This window comes from Streptomyces sp. NPDC047315 (genome assembly GCF_040643215.1).
Classification (GTDB): domain Bacteria; phylum Actinomycetota; class Actinomycetes; order Streptomycetales; family Streptomycetaceae; genus Streptomyces.
Genome location: NZ_JBEYTZ010000048.1, coordinates 1 through 23850, shown reverse-complemented (window position 1 = coordinate 23850; position 23850 = coordinate 1). Strand labels below are relative to the sequence as shown.

Here is a 23850-nt window from a genome sequence, read left to right as displayed (position 1 = left end):
CGCGGTCCTCATCCCCGTACCTTCTGTTCGTTGTCACGTCCGCCGCGTTCCATCGCCGCGATCAGGCTCTTCGGGCGCATGTCGGTCCAGTTGTCGTTGACGTACTTCAGTGCCGCGTCACGGTCGGTTTCGCCGAGCACCTTGTGCCAGCCGGTCGGAACGTCCACGAATGCGGGCCACAGTGAGTGCTGGCCCTCGTCGTTGACGAGAACGAGGTACGTTCCGTCGGGGTCCTCGAATGGATTGCTCACGTTGACCGCTCCTTTTCGCGGGTCGATTGCGTGGAATTGCTCATGGAACTCTCGTAGGCAGCGCGAAGCTCGATGTCCAAGGTGGGTCCGAACACCGCGAGGGCGTGCGGCTGCATCATGCGCGCATGCGTGGTGTCGACGGTGTGGAACGTGATGTCACCGTCCGTGTACTGGTCCCACGATCCCCTGCTCAATGGGGAGCGGGCGGAGTCGGACGGAACGCGCGGGCCCTCGACGACGGTCGAGGCGAACACCAGGAGATCGGCCGACACCCTCTCGTGCTGGTACTCCGAGCCGAGTCGAACGCAGTTCTTCATGACTCGCTGCGAGGATTCGAACAAACTCTCGTCGGCAATGGCCAGCCCGGCCTGCTCCGCCCGGAGCAGCGTCACGAACTGGGCGTAGGTCAGTTCGGGGTCCACGTCCTCGACGCCGTAGGCCCTCAGTACCTCGACGTAGACCTTCGATGACTCCATGACGGTCACTTCCTCGACCACCTTTTCGTCGATCGACGGCGAGGGGAACGCGTCGACCAGCACCAGCAGGGCGACCGAGCGGCCCTGCCGTTCGAGGCGGGCGGATATGGCGTGGGCGACGATTCCGCCGTAGGACCATCCCAGAAGGTAGTAGGGCCCTTCGGGTTGAATAGCAGTGATCTGGTCGACGTAGTCGTCGGCCATTTCCTCAAGCGACTGGGGCAGCGGGTCGTCCCCGCCCAATCCGCGCGCTTGAATGCCGTAGACCGGCAGGTCCGGACTGAGGTACTTGAGCAGTCCCCCGTACGACCAGCTCATCCCGCCGCTCGGATGGATGCAGAACAGCGGCGGTCGGTCCCCGCTTCGGCGCAGCGGCATCACGACGCGGCAAGCGTCCTGCTGGTCGCCCACGTCCATGCGGACGGCGAGCCCGGCGACGGTCGGGGACTCGAAGATCGCCCGGATCGCCATCTCCACGCCCAGCACCGCGCGGATCCGGCTGACCAGCCGCGCGGCCAGCAGCGAGTGCCCGCCCAGTTCGAAGAAGCTGTCGTCGACCCCGACGTCGGGCAGGCCGAGGACGTCGGCGAACAGGCCGCACAGCACCTCCTCCTGCGGTGTCCGCGGAGACCGGCCACCGGCGGACCCCCCGTAGTCCGGGGCAGGCAGCGCGGCCCGGTCCAGCTTTCCGTTCACCGTCAGCGGCAACTCGTCAAGCACCACCACCGCGGCCGGAACCATGTACTCCGGCAGTCGCCGTCCCACGAACTCGCGCAGTTCGGCCGGTTCGACGGGCCGTCCTTGTTCCACGGTCGCCTCGGCGCTCGGGACCGCGTAGCCCACGAGGCGTTCGTCGCCGGGGGACTCCTCACGGGCCACCACCACGGCCTGACCCACCAGTGGGTGTTGGGTGAGCGCCGCTTCGATCTCGCCCGGCTCGACGCGGAAGCCGCGGATCTTGATCTGCTCGTCGGCCCGGCCCACGAACTCCAGCAGTCCGTCCCGGTTCCACCGCACGACGTCACCGGTGCGGTACATCCGCGAGCCGGCCGGCCCCCAGGGGTCGGCGACGAACCGTTCGGCAGTCAGGGCGAACCGGTCGGCGTATCCGCGCGCCAGGCCGGCGCCCGCGATGTACAGCTCTCCTGCGACACCGGGCGCCACCAGGTCCAGGCGGGCATCGAGCACGTACACGCGCGCGTTGGCGATCGGCCGGCCGATCGGCACGGCCGTGGGCCACCGGTCCACCGCGCCGTCCAGGGACAGCCCGGTGGCCATGTGTGTCTCGGCGGGTCCATACACGTTGTGCGCGCGCCGGCCGTCGTGGCCGCCGTAGAACTCGCGGAACTGGTCGCTGAGCCTGAAGTCCTGCCCGCCTTGCAGGACGTCCGTCAGGGAGGGCAGGTCGCTGCCCGTCTCGCGGGCGGCCTGGCAGATCACCTCGATGGGCAGGAGCGGACCGTAGATCTCGTTCACCCGGTGACGGTCGATCCACCGGACGAGATCCGTGGGATTCCTGCGCGCCTCGTCGGTGGGGACCACCAGACACTTGCCGTGCACGAGCGTGGCGAACACCTCCTGCACGCAGTAGTCGAAGCTGACCGCCGTGAACTGCGCCGTTCTGGTGCCCGGTACTACAGGCAGGTTGTCCCCGTGCCAGGTCAGCAGGTTGACCAGGCCGTCGGACGGCATCAGGACGCCCTTGGGCCGGCCGGTGGAACCGGAGGTGAACACGAGGTAGGCCGGGTGCTGTCCCCGCAGCGGACACGACCGGTCCGCGTCGGTCGGGTTGGCCGCGGACTGCTGTTCCAGGTCTGCCCTGACCGCCGGCTCGTCGAGCACCAGTAGCTGTCCGTGCGCGAGGTGCGAGAGGTGCGACAGCTTCTCCGCCGGCTCCCCTGCCGTGACGGTCACCACCGCGTCCGCGTCCGTCACCATGGACGCGATCCGTTCGACGGGTTGGTCGGGGTCCATGGGCAGGAACGCGGCACCCGCCTTGAGCGCGGCCACCATCGCGACGACCAACTCCGCCGAGCGCGGCAGGACGACGGCGACGACGCGCTCGGGGCCCGCACCGCACCCGATCAGCAGTCGAGCCAGCCTGTTCGCCCGCGCGTTCAGCTCCTCGAAGGACAGGGACACGTCCTCGTGGATCACCGCCGTCGCCTGCGGGGTGCGAGCCACCTGTGCCTCGAACAGGTCGGGCACGGTCACCGGCGGGACGTCGACGACCGCACCGGTGCCGTCCGCCAGCAGCCGGGTCCGTTCGTCGTCGGTGAGCAGCGCGATGTCGTCGATGTGCAGGTCCGGGTAGGTCACGACCGCGTGCAGCAGCCGCGTCCACCGATCCACCAGGGCGTCCACCGTGTCCCGGTCGAACAGGTCCGTCGAGTACTCCACCAGCGCGCTGACGCCCCGGCAGGCACCATCCGCCGCGTGCGACTCGACCAGGCTGAAGAACAGGTCGAACCGCGACGTGCCCGTACTGACGAACTCGGAACGGGCCGCCAGACCGACCAGGTCGACCTCCGCCGGAGGGACGTTGTGCAGCGCCAGCATCACCTGGAACAGCGGGTGGTGGGCGGCGGAGCGCTGGGGGTTGACCAGCTCGACGAGGTACTCGAAGGGGATGTCCTGGTGGGCGTAGGCAGCGAGGCTGGTCTCGCGCACCCGGTCGACGAGGTCGGTGAAGGACGGGTCGCCGGAGGTGTCGGTGCGCAGGACGAGCGTGTTGACGAAGAACCCGACGAGGTCGGTCAGTGCCTCGTCGGTGCGGCCCGCGATCGCGCTGCCCAGCGGGATGTCCGTGCCGGCGCCCAGCCGGTTCAGCAGCGCCGCCATGCCCGCCTGCAGGACCATGAACACCGTCGCGCCCAGCCGGTGCGCGAGCTCAGTGAGCTGGTAGTGCAGCTGCGGATCCAGCTCGAAGAGCAGGTGGTCGCCTTGGTGGGTGGCGACCTTGGGCCGCGGCCGGTCCCACGGCAGGCTGATCTGCTCGGGCAGACCGGCTAGTTGGCGGGTCCAGTAGTCCGTCTGCCGACTGAACACGCTGTCGGGGTCGGCCTCGTCGCCCAGCAGGTCCCGTTGCCACAGGGTGTAGTCGGCGTACTGCACCGGCAGTCGTGACCACGCCGGTTCCCGGCCCTCTCGCCGGGCGCCGTACGCGGTCATCAGATCCCGGGCCAGCGGTCCCATCGACCAGCCGTCGCCCGCGATGTGGTGCAGCAGCACCAGCAGCACGCTCTCGGCGGGTTCGAGCTCGAACAGCCAGCCCCGTACCGGAAGTTCCACGGCGAGGTCGAAGCCGTGCCCGGCTGCCGCCGCCAACGTCTCCCCCAGCGTCTCGTCGCTGACGCGGCGGACCTCCCAGTCCACCTCCACCGCGTCGGGGTCGATCAGCTGTTGCCGGGGCGCTCCGTCCACGTCGGGAAACGTGGTGCGCAGGGCCTCGTGCCGGCTCACCACGTCCTGCAGGGCCGCGCGCAGCGCGCCTTGGTCCACGTCGCCGGTCAGCCGCAGCGCCAGCGGGATGTTGTACGTCGCCGAAGGGCCCTCCAGCTTGTGCAGGAACCACAGCCGCCGCTGCGCGAACGACAACGGCAGGACCTCCGGCCGCGGGCGGGCCTTCAGTGCCGGCCGGGCATCCGCCGTCCCTTCGGTCAGCTGTCGGGCCAGCCCGCCCACCGTGGGCGCGTGGAACACGGCCCGGATCGGCAGCTCCACGCCCAGCACCGTGCGGACCCGGCTGACCAGCCGTGTCGCCAGGAGCGAGTGGCCGCCCAGGTCGAAGAAGCTGTCGTCCAGGCCCACCAGCGGCGCGCCGAGCACTTCGGCGAACAGGCCGCACAGCACTTCCTCCTGTGGCGTGCCGGGGGCCCGGTACCGGGACGACCGCGCGTAGTCGGGATCGGGGAGCGCCGCACGGTCCAACTTTCCGTTGACCGTCAACGGCAGGTGACCGACCACCATCACCGCGGCCGGCACCATGTACTCGGGCAGCCGTTCGCGAAGGTATCCACGCAACGACGTGGTCAGCTCCGCGGTCCCCCGTGATCCTGCCGGGTCGTTCACCAGTCGGCGACCGGGGGTCCCCGGAGCGGTGAACACGCCCGACAACGCCTGTCCGGAGATCGGCCCGGACGGCAGCACGACGGCGTCGAAGCTCTCCACGGAGCCCGCCGACCAGGTCACGACCGCGCCCCAGCCTCGTGCGGCGGCCCAGTCCACGACCTCCTGCGGATCCAGGTCGGGCCCCGTGGCGCGCTCCGGCCCGCCGGCCGACAAGTTCCGTGCCGCGGCGGCCTCGGCGGCCACCCGGGCGTTGGGGACACCCACCACGCGTACCGTTTCGTGCCGGTCCGCCAGTTCGTCGAGGGTCGTGACGTCCCGGCCCCACGCCACGCGGGCCGCCGCGTCCAACGTGACCACGTCCACGGGAGCCTTGTGGAGGACCACCTCATAGCGGTATCGCGTCAGCTCGTTGTGCGCACGGCCGGACTTCAGCCGTACGTCGACCCCGGCGATGTGCTCGTCGACGGCGGCCAGCGCGGTGAAGAACTCCGGGTCGACGACCAGTTCCTTCTCCACCAGGACGGCGTGCTCGACGGCCGCGCGCACTTCCGAGGGCGGGGCGTCCTGGTGTGCGGCGTGCTGGATCGCGGTCTTCAGCATCCGCAGCGACTGCAGATGGCGTACGTCGCCGACGACGATCCTCCCGCCGGGGGCCAGCAGCTCCAGCGCCCCGGTCAGCACCCGGGTCAGGTAGTCGTCGTTGGGGAAGTACTGTACGACCGAGTTCAGTACGACCGTGTCGAAGTGTCCCCGGGGCAGTCCCGACACGTCGTCGGCGGCCTGGCACCGCAGTTCGACCCGTGCGGCCGGACCCGCCCGCCTCACCTGATCGGCCAGCCGCTCGACCACCACGGGTGAGAGGTCCGTGCCCCAGTACTCCCCCACCTCACCGGCCAACTGCGACAGGAGGAGGCCGGAGCCGACGCCGATCTCCAGCACCCGCCGCGGTCCGAACGCGCGGATCCGGTCGACCGCGGCGCCCCGCCACTCCCGCATCTCGTCGAGCGGGATCGGCTCGCCGGAGTAGGCGGAGTTCCAGCCGGTGAAGTCCTCGCCGAACTCCGCGTCGGCCGAGGCGGAGTACACCGAGTCGTACAGCTCGCGCCACTCGTCGACCTGGGCCCCGGCACCCGGTTCCTGGGGTGTCGCGGCGACGACGTAGCCCACCAGGCGTTTGTCCCCGGGCTGGTCCTCGCGGGTGATCACCGCGGCCTGGGCCACCTGCGGGTGTCGGGCCAGCGCTGACTCGACCTCGCCGGGCTCGACGCGGAAGCCGCGTATCTTGACCTGCTCGTCGGCCCGGCCCCGGAACTCCAACTGGCCGTGGCGGTTCCACCGCGCGACGTCGCCGGTGCGGTACATCCGCGAACCGGCCGGCCCCCAGGGATCGGCGACGAACCGCTCGGCGGTCAGTCCGAACCGGCCCAGGTACCCGCGGGCGAGGCCGGCACCGGCGATGTACAGCTCCCCCGCCACACCGGGCGGCGCCAGGCCCAGTCCGTCGTCCAGCACGTACACCCGGGTGTTGAGCACGGGCCGGCCGATCGGTGCAGCGCTGCCGGTGAACGGGTCGCTGACGGTGGCGCTCGCGGTGCTCTCGGTGGGGCCGTACGCGTTCACCATCCAGCGGCCGGGTGCCCATCGCGAGACCAGCTCCGGAGCGCACGCCTCGCCGCACACCGCGAGCATCTCCAGGTCGGGCGTCCGCTGTGCGAAGTCCTCCGGCACCGTCGCCAGCACGGACGGCACGACGAGGGCATGGCTCACTCCGGACAGCTCGTGACCCAGCTGCTCGCCCACCAGGCGGTCGGGGGGCGGGACGACCAGGGTCGCGCCGGACGGGAACGCCAGGACGAACTCCCACACCAGGGCGTCGAAGCCCAACGACGAGAACTGCAGCACTCTGCTACCGGGGCGGACGCCGCACCGTTCGACGAGGGTCTCGGCGAGGCTGGCGATCCCGGAGTGGGTCACCGCTACGCCCTTGGGCACTCCGGTGGAGCCGGACGTGTACATCACGTACGCGGTGTTCGACGCCGACGCCGTCACCGCCGGAGCGGTCCGCGGATGCCGCTCGACGTCGCGGGCCAGTGCCTCGCTGTCGACGACCAGCACCGGTGAGGCGTCCGCCAGCATGAACTCGACGCGTTCCGGCGGGAACTCCGGGTCGATGGGCAGGTAGGCGCCGCCGGCCTTGCCCACCGCCAGGATCGCCGCCACCAGCTCCAGCGACCGGGGCAACGCCAGGCCGACCAGCCGCTCGGGCCCGACGCCCTGCTCGATCAGCCAGTGCGCCAACCGGTTAGTCCAGACGTCCAGTTCGCCGTACGACACCTCCCGGTCCCCGGCCACCACGGCGACCGCGTCGCGGTCGCGTTCCACCTGCCCCTGGAACAGCTCTGCCAACGTCACACCGGTCAACGTGAGACCTCCTCGGCCGTGCCCCAGTCCAGTAGTCGATTGCGTTCGTCCTCGGTGAGCAGGTCGACCTGGCCGATCCGCAGGTCGGGGTCGGTCGCCACGGCGCGTAGCAGCCGCGTCCACCGGTCGACCAGGTCGTCCACCGTGTCCCGGTCGAAGATGTCGGCGGAGTACTCCAGCATCCCGGCGACGCCGTTGGGCCCTCCGGTGTGGTCACGCCGCTCGCCCAGGCTGAAGAAGAGGTCGAAGCGGGCGGTGCCGGTGCTGACGAACTCCCACTGCACCTTCAGGCCGGGCAGGTCGAGCTCGGCCGAATGCGTGCTCTGGAGAACCAGGGCGACCTGGAACAGCGGGTGGTGGGCTGCGGAGCGTTGTGGATTGAGCAGTTCCACCAGATGCTCGAACGGCACGTCCTGGTGCGCGTAGGCGGCGAGGCTGGTCTCCCGCAGCTGTTCGACCAGGTCGGTGAAGGACGGGTCGCCGGACGTGTCGGCCCGCAGCACGAGGGTGTTGACGAAGAACCCGACCAGGTCGTCCAGGGCCTCGTCTGTGCGGCCTGCGACCCCAGAGCCGAGCGGGACGTCCGTGCCCGCGCCCAGCCGGGTCAGCAACGCCGCCATGCCCGCCTGCAACACCATGAACACCGTCGCGCCCAGCCGGTGCGCGAGGGCGGCGATCCGATGGTGCAGTTCCGGATCCAGCTCGAAGTGCAGATGGTCCCCCCGGTAGGACGCGACCGCGGGACGCGGCCGGTCCGTGGGCAGGCTCACCTGGTCCGGCAGTCCCGCCAGCCGGTGCGTCCAGTAGGCGACCTGGCGAGTCAGCACGCTGTCCGGGTCGTCCTCGCTGCCGAGCAGCTCCCGTTGCCAGAGGGTGTAGTCGGCGTACTGCACGGCCAGGTCCGGCCGCTTCGGGGCGGTGCCCCGCCGCCGGGCGCCGTAGGCGGTCATCACGTCCCGGGCGAGCGGCCCGATCGACCAGCCGTCGCCCGCGATGTGGTGCAGCAGCACCAACAGCACGCACTCGGCCCGGCCGGTCCGGAAGACCCACGCGCGTACCGGCAGTTCCGCGGCCAGGTCGAAGGCGTGCCTGGCCGCTGCCTCCACCGCCGCTTCGAGCTCGTCAGGGGAAACGTCACGGACCTCCCACGGCACGTCGGCCGCGTCCGGGTCGACCACCCGCTGATGCGGCTGCCCGTCGGCTTCCGGGAAGACCGTGCGCAGGGCCTCGTGCCGGCCGACGACGTCGCGCAACGCCTCGCGCAGCGCGCCCTGGTCCACGTCGCCGGTCAGTCGCAGCGCCAGCGGGATGTTGTACGTCGCCGAAGGACCCTCCAGCTTGTGCAGGAACCACAGCCGCCGCTGCGCGAACGACAGCGGCAGCACCTCCGGCCGCGCACGTGCCGCCAGTGCGGGCCGGGAATCCGCGGCATCGAGCACCCGGTGGGCCACTCCGGCGACGGTCGGCGCCTCGAACACCGCCCGGATCGGCAGCTCCACACCCAGCACGGTACGGATCCGGCTGGTCAGGCGCGTGGCCAGCAACGAGTGTCCGCCGAGGTCGAAGAAGTTGTCGTCGACGCCGACCACGGACGCTCCGAGGACCTCGGCGAACAGCCCGCACAGCACCTCCTCCTGTGGCGTGTGGGGCGCCCGGCCGCCGGCCGGAGCCCCGTAGTGCGGCGCAGGCAGCGCGGCGCGGTCCAGCTTGCCGTTCACGGTCAACGGCAACCGGTCCAGCAACACGACCGCGGCCGGGATCATGTACTCCGGCAGCCGCTGCCCCACGAACTCGCGCAGCCGGTCGGCGGGCGGCGGTGGCTGTTCGCCGGCGGGTACGACGTAGCTCACGAGGCGTTTGTCGCCCGGGCGGTCCTCGCGGGCCAGAACGGCCACTTGGGCCACGGCCGGATGTTGCAGCAGCACGGCCTCGATTTCGCCGGGCTCGACGCGGAAGCCTCGCATCTTGACCTGTGCGTCGACCCGGCCGACGAACTCCAGCCGGCCGTCGTGGTCCCACCGCACCACGTCGCCCGTGCGGTACATCCGTGCTCCGCCAGGGCCGTACGGGTCAGCGACGAACCGCTCTGAGGTCAGCCCGGCGCGTCCCAGGTAGCCGCGCGCCACGCCCCGCCCCGCGACGTACAGCTCCCCCACGACGCCGGCGGGCACCAGGCTCAGACCGGCGTCCAGTACGTAGGTCCGCATGTTGTCCACGGGGCCGCCGATCGGTACGGTCCGGCCGGCCGTCACGGCCTCGACTGGGTGGTGCGTGGCGAACGTCGTCGCTTCGGTCGGGCCGTAGCCGTTGACCACGAGCACGTCCGGGTCGGCCGCCAGCACCTGCTCGACGGCGGCGGGCGAGACGACGTCGCCGCCGGTCCACACCTGCCGCACCCGTGCCAGCGCTGAGGCGTGGTGTTCCGCCACGACCGAGAAGACACCGGCAGTCAGCCACAGCGCGGTCACGTGCTGACCCGTGATCACGTCGACCAGTGCGTCGAGGTCGGAGTCACCGGTGGGGGCGACGACGACCGTGCCGCCGCTCAGCAGCGGCACCCACAGTTCGTACGTCAGGGCGTCGTACACGGGCGGCGAGTGCCACAGCACGCGCTCGTGTCCCCAGGTCCAGCACCGGTCCGCCGCCATGGCGACCGCGTCGGCGTGGTCCAGGACGACCCCTTTGGGGACGCCGGTGGAGCCCGACGTGTACATCACGCACATGGCGTTGTGCGGCTGGACGTCGATTGCGGGAGCGGTGTCGGGATGCGCGCGGAAGTCCCGTGCCAGCACCTCCGCGTCGACCACCAGCACCGGTGACGCGTCCGCCAGCATGAACTCCAGCCGATGCGCCGGGTAGTCCGGGTCGATCGGCAGGTACGCGCCACCGGCCTTGCTGACGGCCACCACCGCGACCGCCAGCTCGATCGAGCGCCCGAGGGCCAGTCCCACCAACTTCTCCGCGGTGACGCCCTGCTCGATCAGCCAGTGGGCCAACCGGTTGGCTCGGGCGTCCAGGTCCCGGTAGGAGAGTGCGTCCCGGCCCGCCACCACGGCCACGGCGTCCGGGGTGCGCGCCGCCTGCGCGGCGAACAGGTCCGGAAGGGTCGTGGCCGGCACGTCAACGGTCGTGCCGGTGCCCGCCGCGAGCAGCCGGGTTCGTTCGCCGTCGGTGAGGAGGCCGACCTGGCTGATGCGTCGGTCCGGGGCGACGGCCACGGCACGCAGCAACCGTGTCCACCGGGCCACCAGGACGTCCACCGTGTCCTGGTCGAACAGGTCCGCCGAGTACTCGGCCATTCCCGTGATGCCGTCGGGCCGGCCGGCGGCGTCGTGCCGTTCGGCCAGGCTGAGCGCGAGGTCCACCCGGGACACGTCCATCGTGACGGGTTCGCCGCTGACGCGCGCGTCCGGCAGGTCGAACTCGGCCGCGGGAACGTTGTGCAGGGCGAGCATCACCTGGAACAGCGGGTGGTGGGCTGCGGAGCGCTGCGGGTTGAGCAGCTCCACCAGGTACTCGAACGGCACGTCCTGGTGCGCGTAGGCGGCGAGGCTGGTCTCCCGGACCCGGTCGACGAGCTCGGTGAAGGACGGATCGCCGGAGGTGTCGGTGCGCAGCACGAGGGTGTTGACGAAGAACCCGACCAGATCGCCCAGGGCGTCGTCGGTCCGGCCGGCGATCGGCGAGCCGAGCGGGATGTCGGTGCCCGCGCCCAGCCGCGTCAGCAATGCCGCCATCCCGGCGTGCAGCACCATGAACACGGTGGCGCCCAGTCGGTGGGCCAGGTCGGTGAGCTGCTGGTGCAGTGCAGCGTCGAGCTCGACGTGGAGGTGGCCGCCGCGGTACGACGCCACGGCGGGCCTCGGTCGGTCGGTCGGCAGGCCGAGGTGCTCGGGCAGACCGGTCAGCTGCTCGGTCCAGTAGGTGATCTGCCGTGCGAACACGCTGCCCGGGTCGTCCTCTTCGCCCAGCAACTCCCGCTGCCAGAGTGTGTAGTCGGCGTACTGTGCCGCGAGCGCCGGCCACTGCGGCGCTGCGTCCTGGCGTCGGGCGCCGTACGCGGTCATCAGGTCCCGCGCCAGGGGGCCGAGCGACCAGCCGTCGGCCGCGATGTGGTGCAACAGCACCAGCAGGACGCATTCGGTGGGTCCGGTCACGAACACCCAGGCCCGCACCGGCAGCTCGGCGTCCAGCGCGAAGGCGTGTCCGGCCGCCGTCGACAGGGCGTCGCCGAGCGTGTCGTCGGTGACCTGCCGGACCTGCCAGCCCACGTCGAGCGCGTCGGCGTCGATCACCTGCTGCCGTGGGTGTCCGTCCACGTCCGGGAAGACGGTGCGCAGGGCCTCGTGGCGGACGACCACGTCGTGCAGTGCCGCCCGTAGCGCCTCCAGGTCGACGTCACCGGAGAGCCTCAGGCCCAGGGGCATGTTGTACGTCGCCGACGGCCCTTCCAGTTTGTGCAGGAACCACAGCCGCTGCTGTGCGAACGACAGCGGCAGGTTCTCGGGCCGGGTGCGGGCTGCCAGCGCCGGCCGGACGGCGCCGCCCGCCGCGCCGTCCACGTAGTCGGCGAGGCCGGCGACCGTCGGTGTTGCGAAGACCTGGCGGATCGGCAGTTCCACGCCCAGTACCCTGCGGACCCGGCTGGCCAGGCGCGTGGCCAGCAGCGAGTGGCCGCCCAGGTCGAAGAAGCCGTCGTCGACCCCGGCCTCGGGCAGGCCGAGCACCTCGGCGAACAGCCCGCACAGCACTTCTTCCTGCGGCGTGCGCGGTGCCCGGTACCGGGAGGAGCGCACGTAGGCCGGAGCCGGCAGGGCCGCCCGGTCCAGTTTGCCGTTCGCCGTGAGCGGCAGCCGCCCCAGCAGCACCACCGCGGCCGGCACCATGAACTCCGGCAGGCGCTCCCGAACGAACGCGCGCAGCGCCCCGACCAGCTCTCCGGAACCGCGTGTCCCGGCCGGGTCGTTGATCAACCGCCGGCCGGTGGTCCCCGGTGGGAGGTACACGCCGGTCAGTGTCCCGCCGTCTGACCGGTCCGACGGGATGAGCACGGCGTCGAAGGTGTTCACGCCCTGCGGTGACCAGGTCGGCACCACCGTGTAGCCGTGCCGGGCTCCCCATCGCGCCAGTGCGTCGGGGTCGACCGTCTCCTGCTGGTCTTCCCGGGCCGAGGCCTCGGCGGCGACTCGGGCGTTGGGCATGCCCGTCACCCGCACCGGTTCGTCGCGGCCCGCCAGCTCGTCCACGGTGTCGATCTCGCGGCCCCACACGATCCGGGTCACGCAGTCGAGGGCGATCGTGTCCGCCGCGGCCTTGTGCAACACCACCTCGTAGCGGTATCGCGTCAGCTCGTTGTGCGCCCGACCGGGCTTGAGCCGGATGTCGACTCCCGAGCGGTCGCGCCCCCGCGCCCAGCGGGTGAACCACTCCGGGTCGATCACCAGCTCCCGTTCCGTCAGCACCGCGCGCTCCACCGCGGCGCGCACCGCCGAAGCGGCTGCCTCCGGATGCCGGGCCCGTTGCACCGCGGTCCACAGGGGCCGCAGCGAACCGGCGTGGCGCACGTCGCCCACGATGATCCGGCCACCGGGGACCACCAGGTCCCAGAGCCGCTCCAGCACCCGGTCCAGGTAGTCGCCGTCGGGGAAGTACTGCACCACCGAGTTCAGTACGACCGTGTCGAAGAACCCGGTCGGAAGGCCGTCGAGATCGTGTGCCGGACGGGTCCGCAGTTCGACACGGTCGGACAGCCCGGCCCGCTCCACCTGACCCGCCAGCCGCTCAACGACGACCGGCGAGAAGTCGGTGCCCCAGTAGGCCACGCAGTCCGGCGCCAACCGGGACAGCAGCAGACCCGAGCCCACGCCGATCTCCAGCACGTGCCGGGGCCGCAAGGACAGCACCCGCGCCACGATCGCGTCCCGCCACTCCCGCATCTCCGCAGCCGGAATCGGCCTTCCGGTGTCGGTCGAGTTCCAGCCTCTGAAGTCCTCGCCGAAGGCCACCGAGTCCGAACCGGAGTACAGCGAGTCGTAGAGCCGCCGCCACTCCTCGACCTGCTCCCCCGAATCCGCGGTCGAGGAGTCCGCGGCGGCCGGAACCACATAGCCCACCAGGTGTTTGTCGCCGGGCCTGTCCTCGCGGGTCACCACCGCGGCCTGGGCCACGCGCGCGTGTCGGGTCAGCACCGCTTCCACTTCGCCGGGTTCGACGCGGAAGCCTCGGATCTTGACCTGCTCGTCGGCGCGCCCGACGAACTCCAGCCGTCCCTCGCCGTTCCACCTCGCGACGTCCCCGGTGCGGTACATGCGGGAGCCGGCCGGGCCCCATGGGTCGGCGACGAACCGCTCCGTGGTGAGCCCGAACCGGCCCAGGTACCCGCGCGCCACGCCCCGCCCGGCGACGTACAGCTCGCCCGCGACACCGGGCGGCACCAGGTGCAGGCCGGGGTCCAGCACGTACGCCCGCATGCCGTCGAGAGGGCCGCCGATCGGCACCCCGGAACCGGTCCCGTGCAGGTTGCGATCCCGGTCGACCGGGCAGCGGCAGGCGAACGTCGTGGTCTCGGTCGGGCCGTAACCGTTCACCACGACGGTCTCCGGACTGGCCGTCAGCACCTTCTCGACCGCCGCGGGCGGAACGACGTCGCCACCGGCCCACAGCTGCCGTACGCCCGACAGCGCCGCGGCGTGCCGCTCGGCCACGACGGCGAGGACGCCGGCGGTCAGCCACAGCCCGGTGATCCGCTGCTCGACGACGGTCTCGACCAGGGCGTCGATGTCCGCGTCGCTCGCCGCAGCGACGACGAGCGTGCCGCCGCCGAGCAGCGGGACCCAGAGTTCGTAGGTCGACGCGTCGAACAGGGGTGACGAGTGCAGCAGAACGCGCTCGTGCCCCCGGGCGAAGTGCCGGTCCCGGGTCAGAGCGACCACGTCGGCGTGGCTGACCACCACGCCCTTGGGCACGCCGGTGGAGCCGGACGTGTACATCACGTAGGCCGTGTGGGCGCCCGTCACCTCGATCACGGGGGCGCTCGCGGGGTATCCGTCGAAGTCGCCCGTCAGCGTCTGCGCGTCCACCACCAGCACGGGCGAGGCATCCGCCGTGATGAAGTCGAGCCGGTGCGCCGGGTAGTCCGGGTCGATCGGCAGGTACGCGCCACCGGCCTTGACCACGGCCAGGATCGCCACGACCAGGTCCTCGGAGCGCGGGAGCGCCAGGCCCACCAGCTGCTCGGGCCCCACGCCCTGCTCGACCAGCCAGTGCGCCAGCCGGCTCGCCCGAGCGTCCAGCTCCGCGTAGGTCAGCTCGGTCCGCCCGTTGACCAGGGCAACGGCATCCGGGGTCCGCGCCACCTGCTGGGCGAACAGTCCGGGCAGCGTCATCGACGGCGCCATGTCCAGGGCCGCGCCGGTGCCGAGGGCGAGTTGCCGGGCCCGTTCCTCGTCGGTGAGGAGCTCGATCCGACCGATGCGCAGCTCGGGGTCGGCGACCGCCGTTCGCAGCAGCCGCAGCCAGCGGGCCACCAGGCCGTCCACGGTGGCCCGGTCGAACAGGTCGGTGGAGAACTCCACCATCCCCTTGATGCCGCGGCAGGAGCGGTCCTCGGCGTGTGACTCCGCCAGGCTGAAGAACAGGTCGAACCGTGAGCTGCCGGTGCCGATGAACTCCGAGCGCACGGTCAGGCCGGGCAGCTCGAACTCGCCCGCCGGAGCGTTCTGCAGGGCGAGCATCACCTGGAACAGCGGGTGGTGTGCGGCCGACCGCTGCGGGTTGATCGCCTCGACCAGGGACTCGAAGGGCACGTCCTGGTGGGCGTAGGCCGCGAAGCTGGTCTCCCGCACCCGCTCGACCAGGTCGGTGAAGGACGGGTCCCCCGAAGTGTCCGTCCGCAGCACGAGGCTGTTGACGAAGAACCCGACCAGGTCGTCCAGCGCCTCGTCGGTACGGCCGGCGACCCCAGAGCCGAGCGGGACGTCCGTGCCCGCGCCCAGCCGGGTCAACAGCGCCGCCATCCCCGCGTGCAGCACCATGAAGACCGTGGCGCCCGACCGCTGGGCGAGGTCGGTGATCCGCTGGTGCAGGTCGGCGTCGAAGGTGATCAGCAGGTGGTCGCCCCGGTACGTGGCGACCGGGGGCCTGGGTCGGTCGGTGGGGAGCGTCAGCTGTTCGGGCAGATCGCGCAGTTGCTCCGTCCAGTAGTCGATCTGCCGGGCGAACACGCTGTCCGGATCCGACTCGCTGCCCAGCAGCTCGCGCTGCCAGAGGGTGTAGTCGGCGTACTGCACCGCCAACTCGCTCCACTCGGGGGCACGGCCGTCCCGCCGGGCGCCGTACGCGGTCATCAGGTCACGCGCGAGCGGCCCCATCGACCAGCCGTCACCGGCGATGTGGTGCAACAGCACCAGCAGCACGCACTCGCCAGGACCGGTGACGAACACCGAACCTCGCACCGGCACCTCGGCCGCGAGGTCGAAGCCGTGCCCGGCCGCTGCTGCCAGGGCCTGCGCGATCGGCTCGTCGCCGAGGTGCTGGACGTCCCAGCTCACCACGGCGTCGTCAGGGTCGATCACCTTCTGGTACGGCCGCCCGTCGGTGTCGGGGTAGACGGTGCGCAGGGCCTCGTGGCGCACCACCACGTCCCGCAGCGCCGACCGCAGTGCGGTCAGGTCGACGTCGCCGGACAGCCGCAGCGCCAGCGCGATGTTGTACGTCGCGGACGGTCCTTCCAGCTTGTGCAGGAACCACAACCGCTGCTGCGCAAAGGACAACGGAATCATTCGGGACCTCCCGCTCGTGGCATCCGGCGCAATCGCGGTGTGCGGGTCTCGGGGAAACTGGCGGTTCGCTGGGCCAATCCGGCCACGGTCGGCGTCTCGAAGATCGCTCGAATGGGCATCTCGATCCCGAACGCCGTCCTGATCCGGCTGACCAGGCGGGTGGCCAGCAGTGAATGCCCGCCCAGTTCGAAGAAGCCGTCGTCGACGCCGACCGTGGGAACGTCCAGCACCTCGGAGAACAATCCGCACAGGACTTCCTCTTGAGGTGTCCGCGGTGCCCGGTACCGGGTGTGTTGCAGTTGGTTCGGGGCCGGCAGTGCGGCACGGTCCAGCTTGCCGTTCACGTTCAGCGGCAAGCGGTCCAGCAGCACCACCGCGGTGGGGAGCATGTACGCGGGCAGGTGATCGCCCATGAACTCCCGCAGCTCCGCCGGGTCAAGGGCCGGAGGGTCCACGGCCGCCGGGTCAAGGGTCGGTGGGTCCACGGCCGCCGGGACGACGTAGCCCACGAGTCGTCTGTCGCCGGGCCGGTCCTCGCGCGGTACCACCACGGCCCGGGCGACCCGGGGATGCCGAGTCAGCACGGCCTCGGCCTCGCCGGGTTCGACGCGGAAGCCGCGGATCTTGACCTGGTGGTCGGCGCGGCCCACGAACTCCAGCCGCCCGTCGCGGTTCCACCGCACCACGTCACCCGTGCGGTACATCCGTGCCCCGGCCGGGCCCCAGGGATCGGCGACGAACCGCTCCGCGGTCAGACCGGCTCGGCTGACGTATCCGCGTGCCAGGCCCAGACCCGCGACGTACAACTCGCCGGCCACGCCGGGCGGTGTCGGACGCAGCGCGGAGTCCAGCACGTACACCCGCATGCCGTCCATCGGGCCGCCGATCGGCACGGTCCGGCCCGTCATGGCCGTCACGGGGTGGTGCGTGGCGAAGGTCGTCGTCTCCGTGGGCCCGTAGACGTGCACCAGCGAAACGTCTGGGTGGTGCGCCCGCATCCGTTCGAAGGCCGCCACGCTCACCAGCTCACCGCCGGTGAGCACTTCGCGGACGCCGGCGAAGCAATCCATGTGGTCGTCGACCATCAAGTTGAACAGCGCGGTCGTCAGGAACACGCCGCTGACGCCACCCGCGATCAGCCGGGCCAGCTCGGCGGCGTCAAGCTCGCCCGCCGGAGCGACCACGACCGTGCCGCCGCTCAGCAGCGGCACCCAGAACTCGTAGGTCGAGGCGTCGAACACCGGCGCCGAGTGCCACAGCACCCGCTCGTGCGCCTGCGCGAAGCGTCCGGAGCGCACCAGGCCGATGACATCCGCATGGGTCACCGCGACGCCCTTCGGCACGCCTGCGGAGCCGGAGGTGTACATCACGTACGCACTGTTCGTCCGCACGGCCCCCGTCGATGGCGCGGTCGCCGGATAGGCGCTGACGTCCCGCGCGAGGGCCTCGGTGTCCAAGGCCAGGACGGGCGACGCGTCGGCGAGCATGAACTCCATGCGCTTCCGGGGATAGTTCGGGTCGATCGGCAGGTACGCGCCACCGGCCTTGACCACGGCCAGGATCGCCACGACCAGGGCCTCGGAGCGCGGGAGCGCCAAGCCCACCAGCTGCTCGGGCCCCACGCCCTGCTCGACCAGCCAGTGCGCCAGCCGGTTCGCCCGCACGTCCAGGTCCCGGTACGTCAGTTCGGCGTTCCCCGCGACCACCGCGACCGCGTCCGGAGTGGACGCCACCTGCGCGGCGAACAGCTGGGGCAGCGTGGCCGGTTCGAACTCCACCGGTGCGCCGGTTCCGGTGGCGAGCAGGTGGGCCCGTTCGTCGTCGGTGAGCAGTTCGACGTGCTCGATGGACTGCTCCGGGTCGATCGCCACGGCCCGCAGCAACCGGACCCACCGGGCCACCACGTCGCCCACCGTCTCCTGGTCGAACAGGTCCGTGGAGAACTCCGCGATCCCGGCGATGCCGTCGGGCCGGCCTGCGCCGTCGTGCCGTTCGGCCAGGCTGATGGCGAGGTCCACTCGCGACACGTTCATGGCGACGGACTCGCCGCCGGCCCGCACCCCCGGCAGGTCGAACTCCGCCGCGGGAGCGTTCTGCAACACCAGCGCGACCTGGAACAGCGGGTGGTGCGCGGCGGAGCGCTGCGGGTTGACCCGCTCGACCAGGTACTCGAACGGCACGTCCTGGTGCGCGTAGGCGGCCACGCACGTCTGCCGTACCCGCTCGACGAGTTCGGTGAAGGACGGGTTGCCGGAGGTGTCGGTGCGCAGCACGAGGGTGTTGACGAAGAACCCGACCAGTTCGTCCAGCGCCTCGTCCGTGCGGCCGGCGATCGGCGAGCCCAGCGGGATGTCCGTCCCGGCGCCCAGCCGCGTCAGCAGGGCGGCCATGCCCGCTTGGAGCACCATGTACACGGTGACGCCCAAGCGGCGCGCCAACGCCGTGATCCGCCGGTGCAGGTCCGCGTCCAGCCGGACGTCCAGGTGGTCGCCCCGGTAGGTGGCGGCCGAGGGTCGCGGCCGGTCGGTGGGGAGCCTCAGCTGTTCTGGCAGTCCGCGTAGTTGCCGGGTCCAGTAGTCGATCTGCCGGGCGAACACGCTGTCCGGATCCGACTCGCTGCCCAGCAGCTCGCGCTGCCAGAGGGTGTAGTCGGCGTACTGCGCCACCAGCTCGGTCCATTCAGGCGCGCGGCCGTCCCGCCGGGCGCCGTACGCGGTCATCAGGTCACGCGCGAGCGGCCCCATCGACCAGCCGTCACCGGCGATGTGGTGCAGCAACACCAGCAGCACGCACTCGCCAGGACCGGTGACGAACACCCAACCCCGCACCGGAACCTCAACGGCGAGGTCGAAGCCGTGTCGGGCCGCTGTCGCCAAGGCGTCGCCCAGCGCCCCTTCGGTGAGGTGGCGGACCTCCCAGCCCAGCTCGATCCCGGCAGGATCGAGCACCTGCTGGTACGGCTCGCCGTCGACGTCGGGGAACACGGTGCGCAAGGACTCGTGCCGGATCACCACGTCCCGCAGGGCCGCGCGCAACGCGTCCGGGTCCACCTCGCCGGTCAGCCGCAGCGCCAACGGGATGTTGTACGTCGCCGAAGGACCCTCCAGCTTGTGCAGGAACCACAGCCGCTGCTGCGCGAACGACAGCGGCAGCACGTCGGGCCGCAGGCGGGCCGTCAGCGCGGGGCGGGCGTCCGCGCCGTCGACCACCCGGGGGGCCAGTCCGGCGACGGTCGGCGCGCCGAAGACCGCCCGGATCGGCAGCTCGACGCCCAGCACGGTGCGCACCCGGCTGACCAAACGGGTCGCCAGGAGCGAGTGTCCGCCCAGGTCGAAGAAGCTGTCGTCGACTCCGACCGCCGGCAGGCCGAGCACCTCGGCGAAGAGTGCGCACAGGACCTCTTCCTGCGGCGTTCGCGGCGCCCGGCCGCCGACCGGGATCCCGTAGTCGGGGGCGGGCAGCGCCGCCCGGTCCAGTTTCCCGTTCAGCGTCAGGGGCACGCTGCCCAGCAGCACCACCGCGGCGGGGACCATGAACTCTGGCAGCCGGTCCCGGGCGTACTCCCGCAACGACGTGACCAGCTCTGCGGTCCCGCGTGCGCCGGCCGGGTGGTTCACCAGCGACGCCAGCGGCCGGTCGGCTCCCGAGGGCTTGTAGACCCCGGCGTAGGTCGTGCCTGCGACGGAGTCGGGGACGACGACGGCGTCGAACGCGTCGACCTCCCGTGCCGACCAGGTGGAGATCACGGTGCGACCGTGGCGGGCTCCCCACCGGCCAAGGGCCTCCGGGTCGACTCCGTCCCTCACCCGCCGGGCGTTGGGAATGCCCACCACGCGCACCGGTTCGGCCCGGCTCACCAGCTCGTCCAGCGTGCCGTCCGTGCGGCCCCAGGCCAGCTCGGGGACGTCGTGCAGCGCGACGGCGTTCGCCGCGGCCTTGTGCAGCGCCACCTCGTAGCGGTGGCCGGTCAGCTCGTTGTGCGCGCGGCCGGACTTCAGCCGGACGTCCACTGCGACGTCCGGCTGCTTCTGTGCCCAGCGGGTGAACCACTCCGGGTCGACCACCAGCTCCCGTTCCGTGAGCACTGCGCGCTCCACCGCGGCGCGCAACGCCGACGGGGAGGACTCCGGGTGCCGGGCGCGGTGGACCGCGGTCAACAGCGCCCGCAGCGATCCTGCGTGCCGTACGTCGCCGACGACGATCCTGCCGCCGGGAGTCAGCAGGTCCATCGCGCGTGTCAGCACCCGGTCCAGATATCGCCCGTCGGGGAAGTACTGCACGACGGAGTTCAGCACCACGGTGTCGAAGAACCCGACGGGCAGCCCGGACGTGTCGTCGGCCGCCTGGCAGCGCAGCTCGACGCGCGCGGCCACCCCGACCCGCTCGACCTGCCCGGAGAGCCGGTCGATCACCACGGGCGAGACGTCCGTTCCCCAGTACTCCGCCACCTCATCGGCCAGTTCGGCCAGGATCAGACCGGACCCGACTCCGATCTCCAGCACCCGCTCGGGTCCGAAGACCCGGATCCGCTCGACCGCTGCGGCACGCCATTCCCGCATCTCGTCGAGCGGGATGGGCTTGCCGGAGTAGGCGGAGTTCCAGCCGGTGAAGTCCTCGCCGAACTCCGTGTCCGCCGGGCCGGAGTACACCGAGTCGTACAGGTGTCGCCATTCGTCGACCTGCGCCCCGGCGTCGGTGGTGGACTCCTCCGGCGCGGCCGGAACGACGTAGCCCACCAGGCGTTTGTCGCCGGGCTGGTCCTCCCGGGCCACCACCACGGCCTGGGCCACGCGCGGGTGCCGGGCCAGCACGGCCTCGATCTCACCGGGCTCGACGCGAAAGCCCCGGATCTTCACCTGTTCGTCGCCACGGCCCACGAACTCCAGTTGGCCGTCCCGGCTCCACCGCACCACGTCCCCGGTGCGATACATCCGCGACCCGGCCGAACCCCACGGATCCGCGACGAACCGCTCCGCCGTCAGCCCGGCCCGACTGACGTAGCCCCGCGCCAAGCCTTCACCGGCGATGTACAGTTCACCGGCCACACCCGGCGGAACCAGACGCAGTCCGGCGTCCAGCACGTACGTGCAGGTGTTCCAGATCGGCCGCCCTATCGGTACGGGACCGGGGTCGGCGTCCCGTCGACCGGCCCAGGACGTCACGTCGACCGCGGCCTCGGTGGGGCCGTACAGATTGTGCAGTTCGGCGTCCGACACCTGGTGGAACCGGGTCTGGAGGTCCTCGGGAAGGGCTTCCCCGCTGCAGATGACCCGCCGCAGTCCGCGGCACTCGGCCGCACCGGGCTCTTGAAGGAAGGTGCGGAGCATCGACGGGACGAAATGGACGGTGGTGACGCGTTCGGCCCTGATCAGATCGGCCAGGTACGCGGGGTCCCGGTGGCCGCCGGGCTCGGCCAGGACCAGGGTCGCCCCGGTGATCAACGGCCAGAAGAACTCCCACACCGAGACGTCGAAGCCGGCCGGCGTCTTCTGCACCACCCGGTCGTCCGGCAGGAGGCCGTACTCGCCCTGCATCCATCGAAGCCGGTTCACGATGGCCCGGTGCGAGACCATCACGCCCTTCGGGCGGCCGGTCGACCCCGACGTGTAGATCACGTACGCGGGGTGCTGCGGTACGAGCCCGCCGCGCGTCGCCTCCTGTGCGGGCCTGCTCGCGAGCATCGTCACCGTGTCCGGCAGGTCCAGGAGCAACGGCGTGTGCGTGGCCGGCAGTGCCGACGCCGTGCGGGCGGTCGCGAGCAGCACGGTCGGACGGGCGTCCTCGAGCATGAAGGCGATCTGTTGCGGCGGGTACTCCGGGTCGATCGGCAGATAGGCACCGCCGGCCTTCCCCACGGCCAGGATCGCCACGACCAGGTCGACCGACCGCGGCAGCGCCAGGCCCACCAGCCGCTCGGGACCCACGCCCCGCTCGACCAGCAAGTGCGCCAACCGGCTCGCCCGAGCGTCCAGCTCCGCGTAGGTCAGCTCGGTCCGGTCGGCCACGAGGGCGACGGCGTCCGGGCTCCGCCGCACCTGCTCGGCGATGAGTTCGGGCAGCGTCGCCGGCGGGAGTTCCACGGTCGCGCCGGTGCCGTCCGCGAGCAGTCGGGCCCGCTCGTCGCCAGTGACGAGCTCGACCGCGCCGATGTGCTGGTCGGGGTCGGTCGCCATCGCCTTGAGCAGCCATATCCACCGGCCCACCAGACCTTCGACCGTGCCCCGGTCGAAGAGGTCGGTCGAGTACTCGACCAGGACCCCGGCGCCTTCGGTGTCCGTGCTCTTGACGAGCGAGACCCACAGGTCGAACCGGGACGTTCCGGTCTCCACGCCGCGCGGGCGCACCTTTAGCCCCGGAGCATCGAACCGGTCCTCAGCCGCGTTCTGGAGGGCGAGCATCACCTGGAACAGCGGGTGGTGGGCTGCGGAGCGCTGCGGGTTGAGCAGCTCCACCAGGTACTCGAACGGCACGTCCTGGTGCGCGTAGGCGGCGAGGCTGGTCTCCCGGACCCGGTCGACGAGCTCGGTGAAGGACGGATCGCCGGAGGTGTCGGTGCGCAGCACGAGGGTGTTGACGAAGAACCCGACCAGATCGTCCAGCGCCTCGTCCGTGCGGCCGGCGATCGGCGAGCCCAGCGGGATGTCCGTCCCGGCGCCCAGCCGCGTCAGCAGCGCTGCCATGCCCGCTTGGAGCACCATGAACACGGTCGCGCCCAGCCGCCGTGCGAGTGCGGTGATCTGTGGGTACAGGTCGTCGTCCACCGGGACGTACAGGTGGTCCCCCTGGTACGAGGCAGCCATCGGCCGTGGCCGGTCGGTCGGGAGGCTCAGTTTGTCGGGGAGGTCCGCCAACTGCTGTGTCCAGTAGTCGATCTGGCGGGCGAACACGCTGCCCGGGTCGTCCTCTTCGCCCAGCAGCTCCCGCTGCCAGAGGGTGTAGTCGGCGTACTGCACCTCCAGCGCCGCCCACTGGGGCTCCTGGCCTTGGCGACGGGCTCCGTACGCGGCCATCAGGTCCCGTGCGAGCGGGCCCATCGACCAGCCGTCACCGGCGATGTGGTGCAGCAGTACGAGCAGTACGGACTCGTCCGGACCGGTCACGAACAGCCGACCTCGCACCGGCACGTCGACCGCCAGGTCGAAGCCGTGGCGAGCCGCTGCCGTCAGGGTGCCGTCGAGTTCGTCGGCAGTGGTGGGGCGGTGCTCCCAGTCCACCTCGATCTCATCTGGGTCGAGCACCCGCTGGTGCGGTTGTCCGTCGACGTCGGGGAAGACGGTGCGCAGGGCCTCGTGCCGGATCACCACGTCCCGCAGGGCCGCGCGCAACGCGTCCGGGTCCACCTCGCCGGTCAGCCGCAGCGCCAGCGGGATGTTGTACGTCGCCGAAAGACCTTCGAGCCGGTGCAGGAACCACAGCCGCTGCTGCGCGAACGACAACGGCAGCACGTCGGGCCGCGGGTGGACGGTCAAGCCCGGTCGCGCCCTAACTGCTCCGTCCACGTACCGCACCAGCCCGGCGACGGTCGGTGCTTCGAAGACCAGCCGGATCGGCAGCTCGACGCCCAGCACCGTACGGACGCGACTGGTCAGACGGGTGGCCAGCAGCGAGTGGCCGCCGAGGTCGAAGAAGCTGTCGTCGATCCCGACCGCCGGCAGGCCGAGCACCTCGGCGAACAGCCCGCACAGCACTTCTTCCTGCGGCGTCCGCGGCACCCTGTGCGAAACGGCACGGGCGTAATCCGGCGCCGGCAGCGCCGCACGGTCCAACTTCCCGTTCACCGTCAACGGCAACCGCTCCAACACCACCACCGCAGCCGGAACCATATGCTCCGGCAACCGCCGCCCCACGAAC

At 71.5% G+C, this 23850-nt stretch carries 4 protein-coding genes; all 4 read right to left on the bottom strand.

Features of this window, described 5'->3' with window-relative positions; translation table 11 throughout:
- Nucleotides 1–8: 8 nt before the first annotated feature.
- The 4 genes from ABZ842_RS35390 to ABZ842_RS35375 are packed head-to-tail and all read right to left on the bottom strand — an operon-like array spanning nt 9 to nt 23822.
- Nucleotides 9–251 (bottom strand): MbtH family protein, encoded by a 243-nt coding sequence (locus ABZ842_RS35390; RefSeq protein ID WP_361546694.1) that lies wholly within the window; start codon nt 249–251, stop codon nt 9–11.
- The gene (locus ABZ842_RS35385) at nt 248–7210 is read right to left on the bottom strand and encodes an amino acid adenylation domain-containing protein (RefSeq protein WP_361546691.1); all 6963 of its coding nucleotides are present in this window, start codon (nt 7208–7210) and stop codon (nt 248–250) included. The genes ABZ842_RS35390 and ABZ842_RS35385 overlap by 4 nt, the downstream gene beginning before the upstream one ends.
- Before the next feature lie 5 nt (nt 7211–7215).
- Nucleotides 7216–15999 (bottom strand): amino acid adenylation domain-containing protein, encoded by an 8784-nt coding sequence (locus ABZ842_RS35380; RefSeq protein WP_361546688.1) that lies wholly within the window; start codon nt 15997–15999, stop codon nt 7216–7218.
- The gene (locus tag ABZ842_RS35375) at nt 15996–23822 is read right to left on the bottom strand and encodes an amino acid adenylation domain-containing protein (protein WP_361546685.1); all 7827 of its coding nucleotides are present in this window, start codon (nt 23820–23822) and stop codon (nt 15996–15998) included. Before ABZ842_RS35375 ends, ABZ842_RS35380 begins: the two co-directional genes overlap by 4 nt.
- Nucleotides 23823–23850 lie beyond the last annotated feature (28 nt).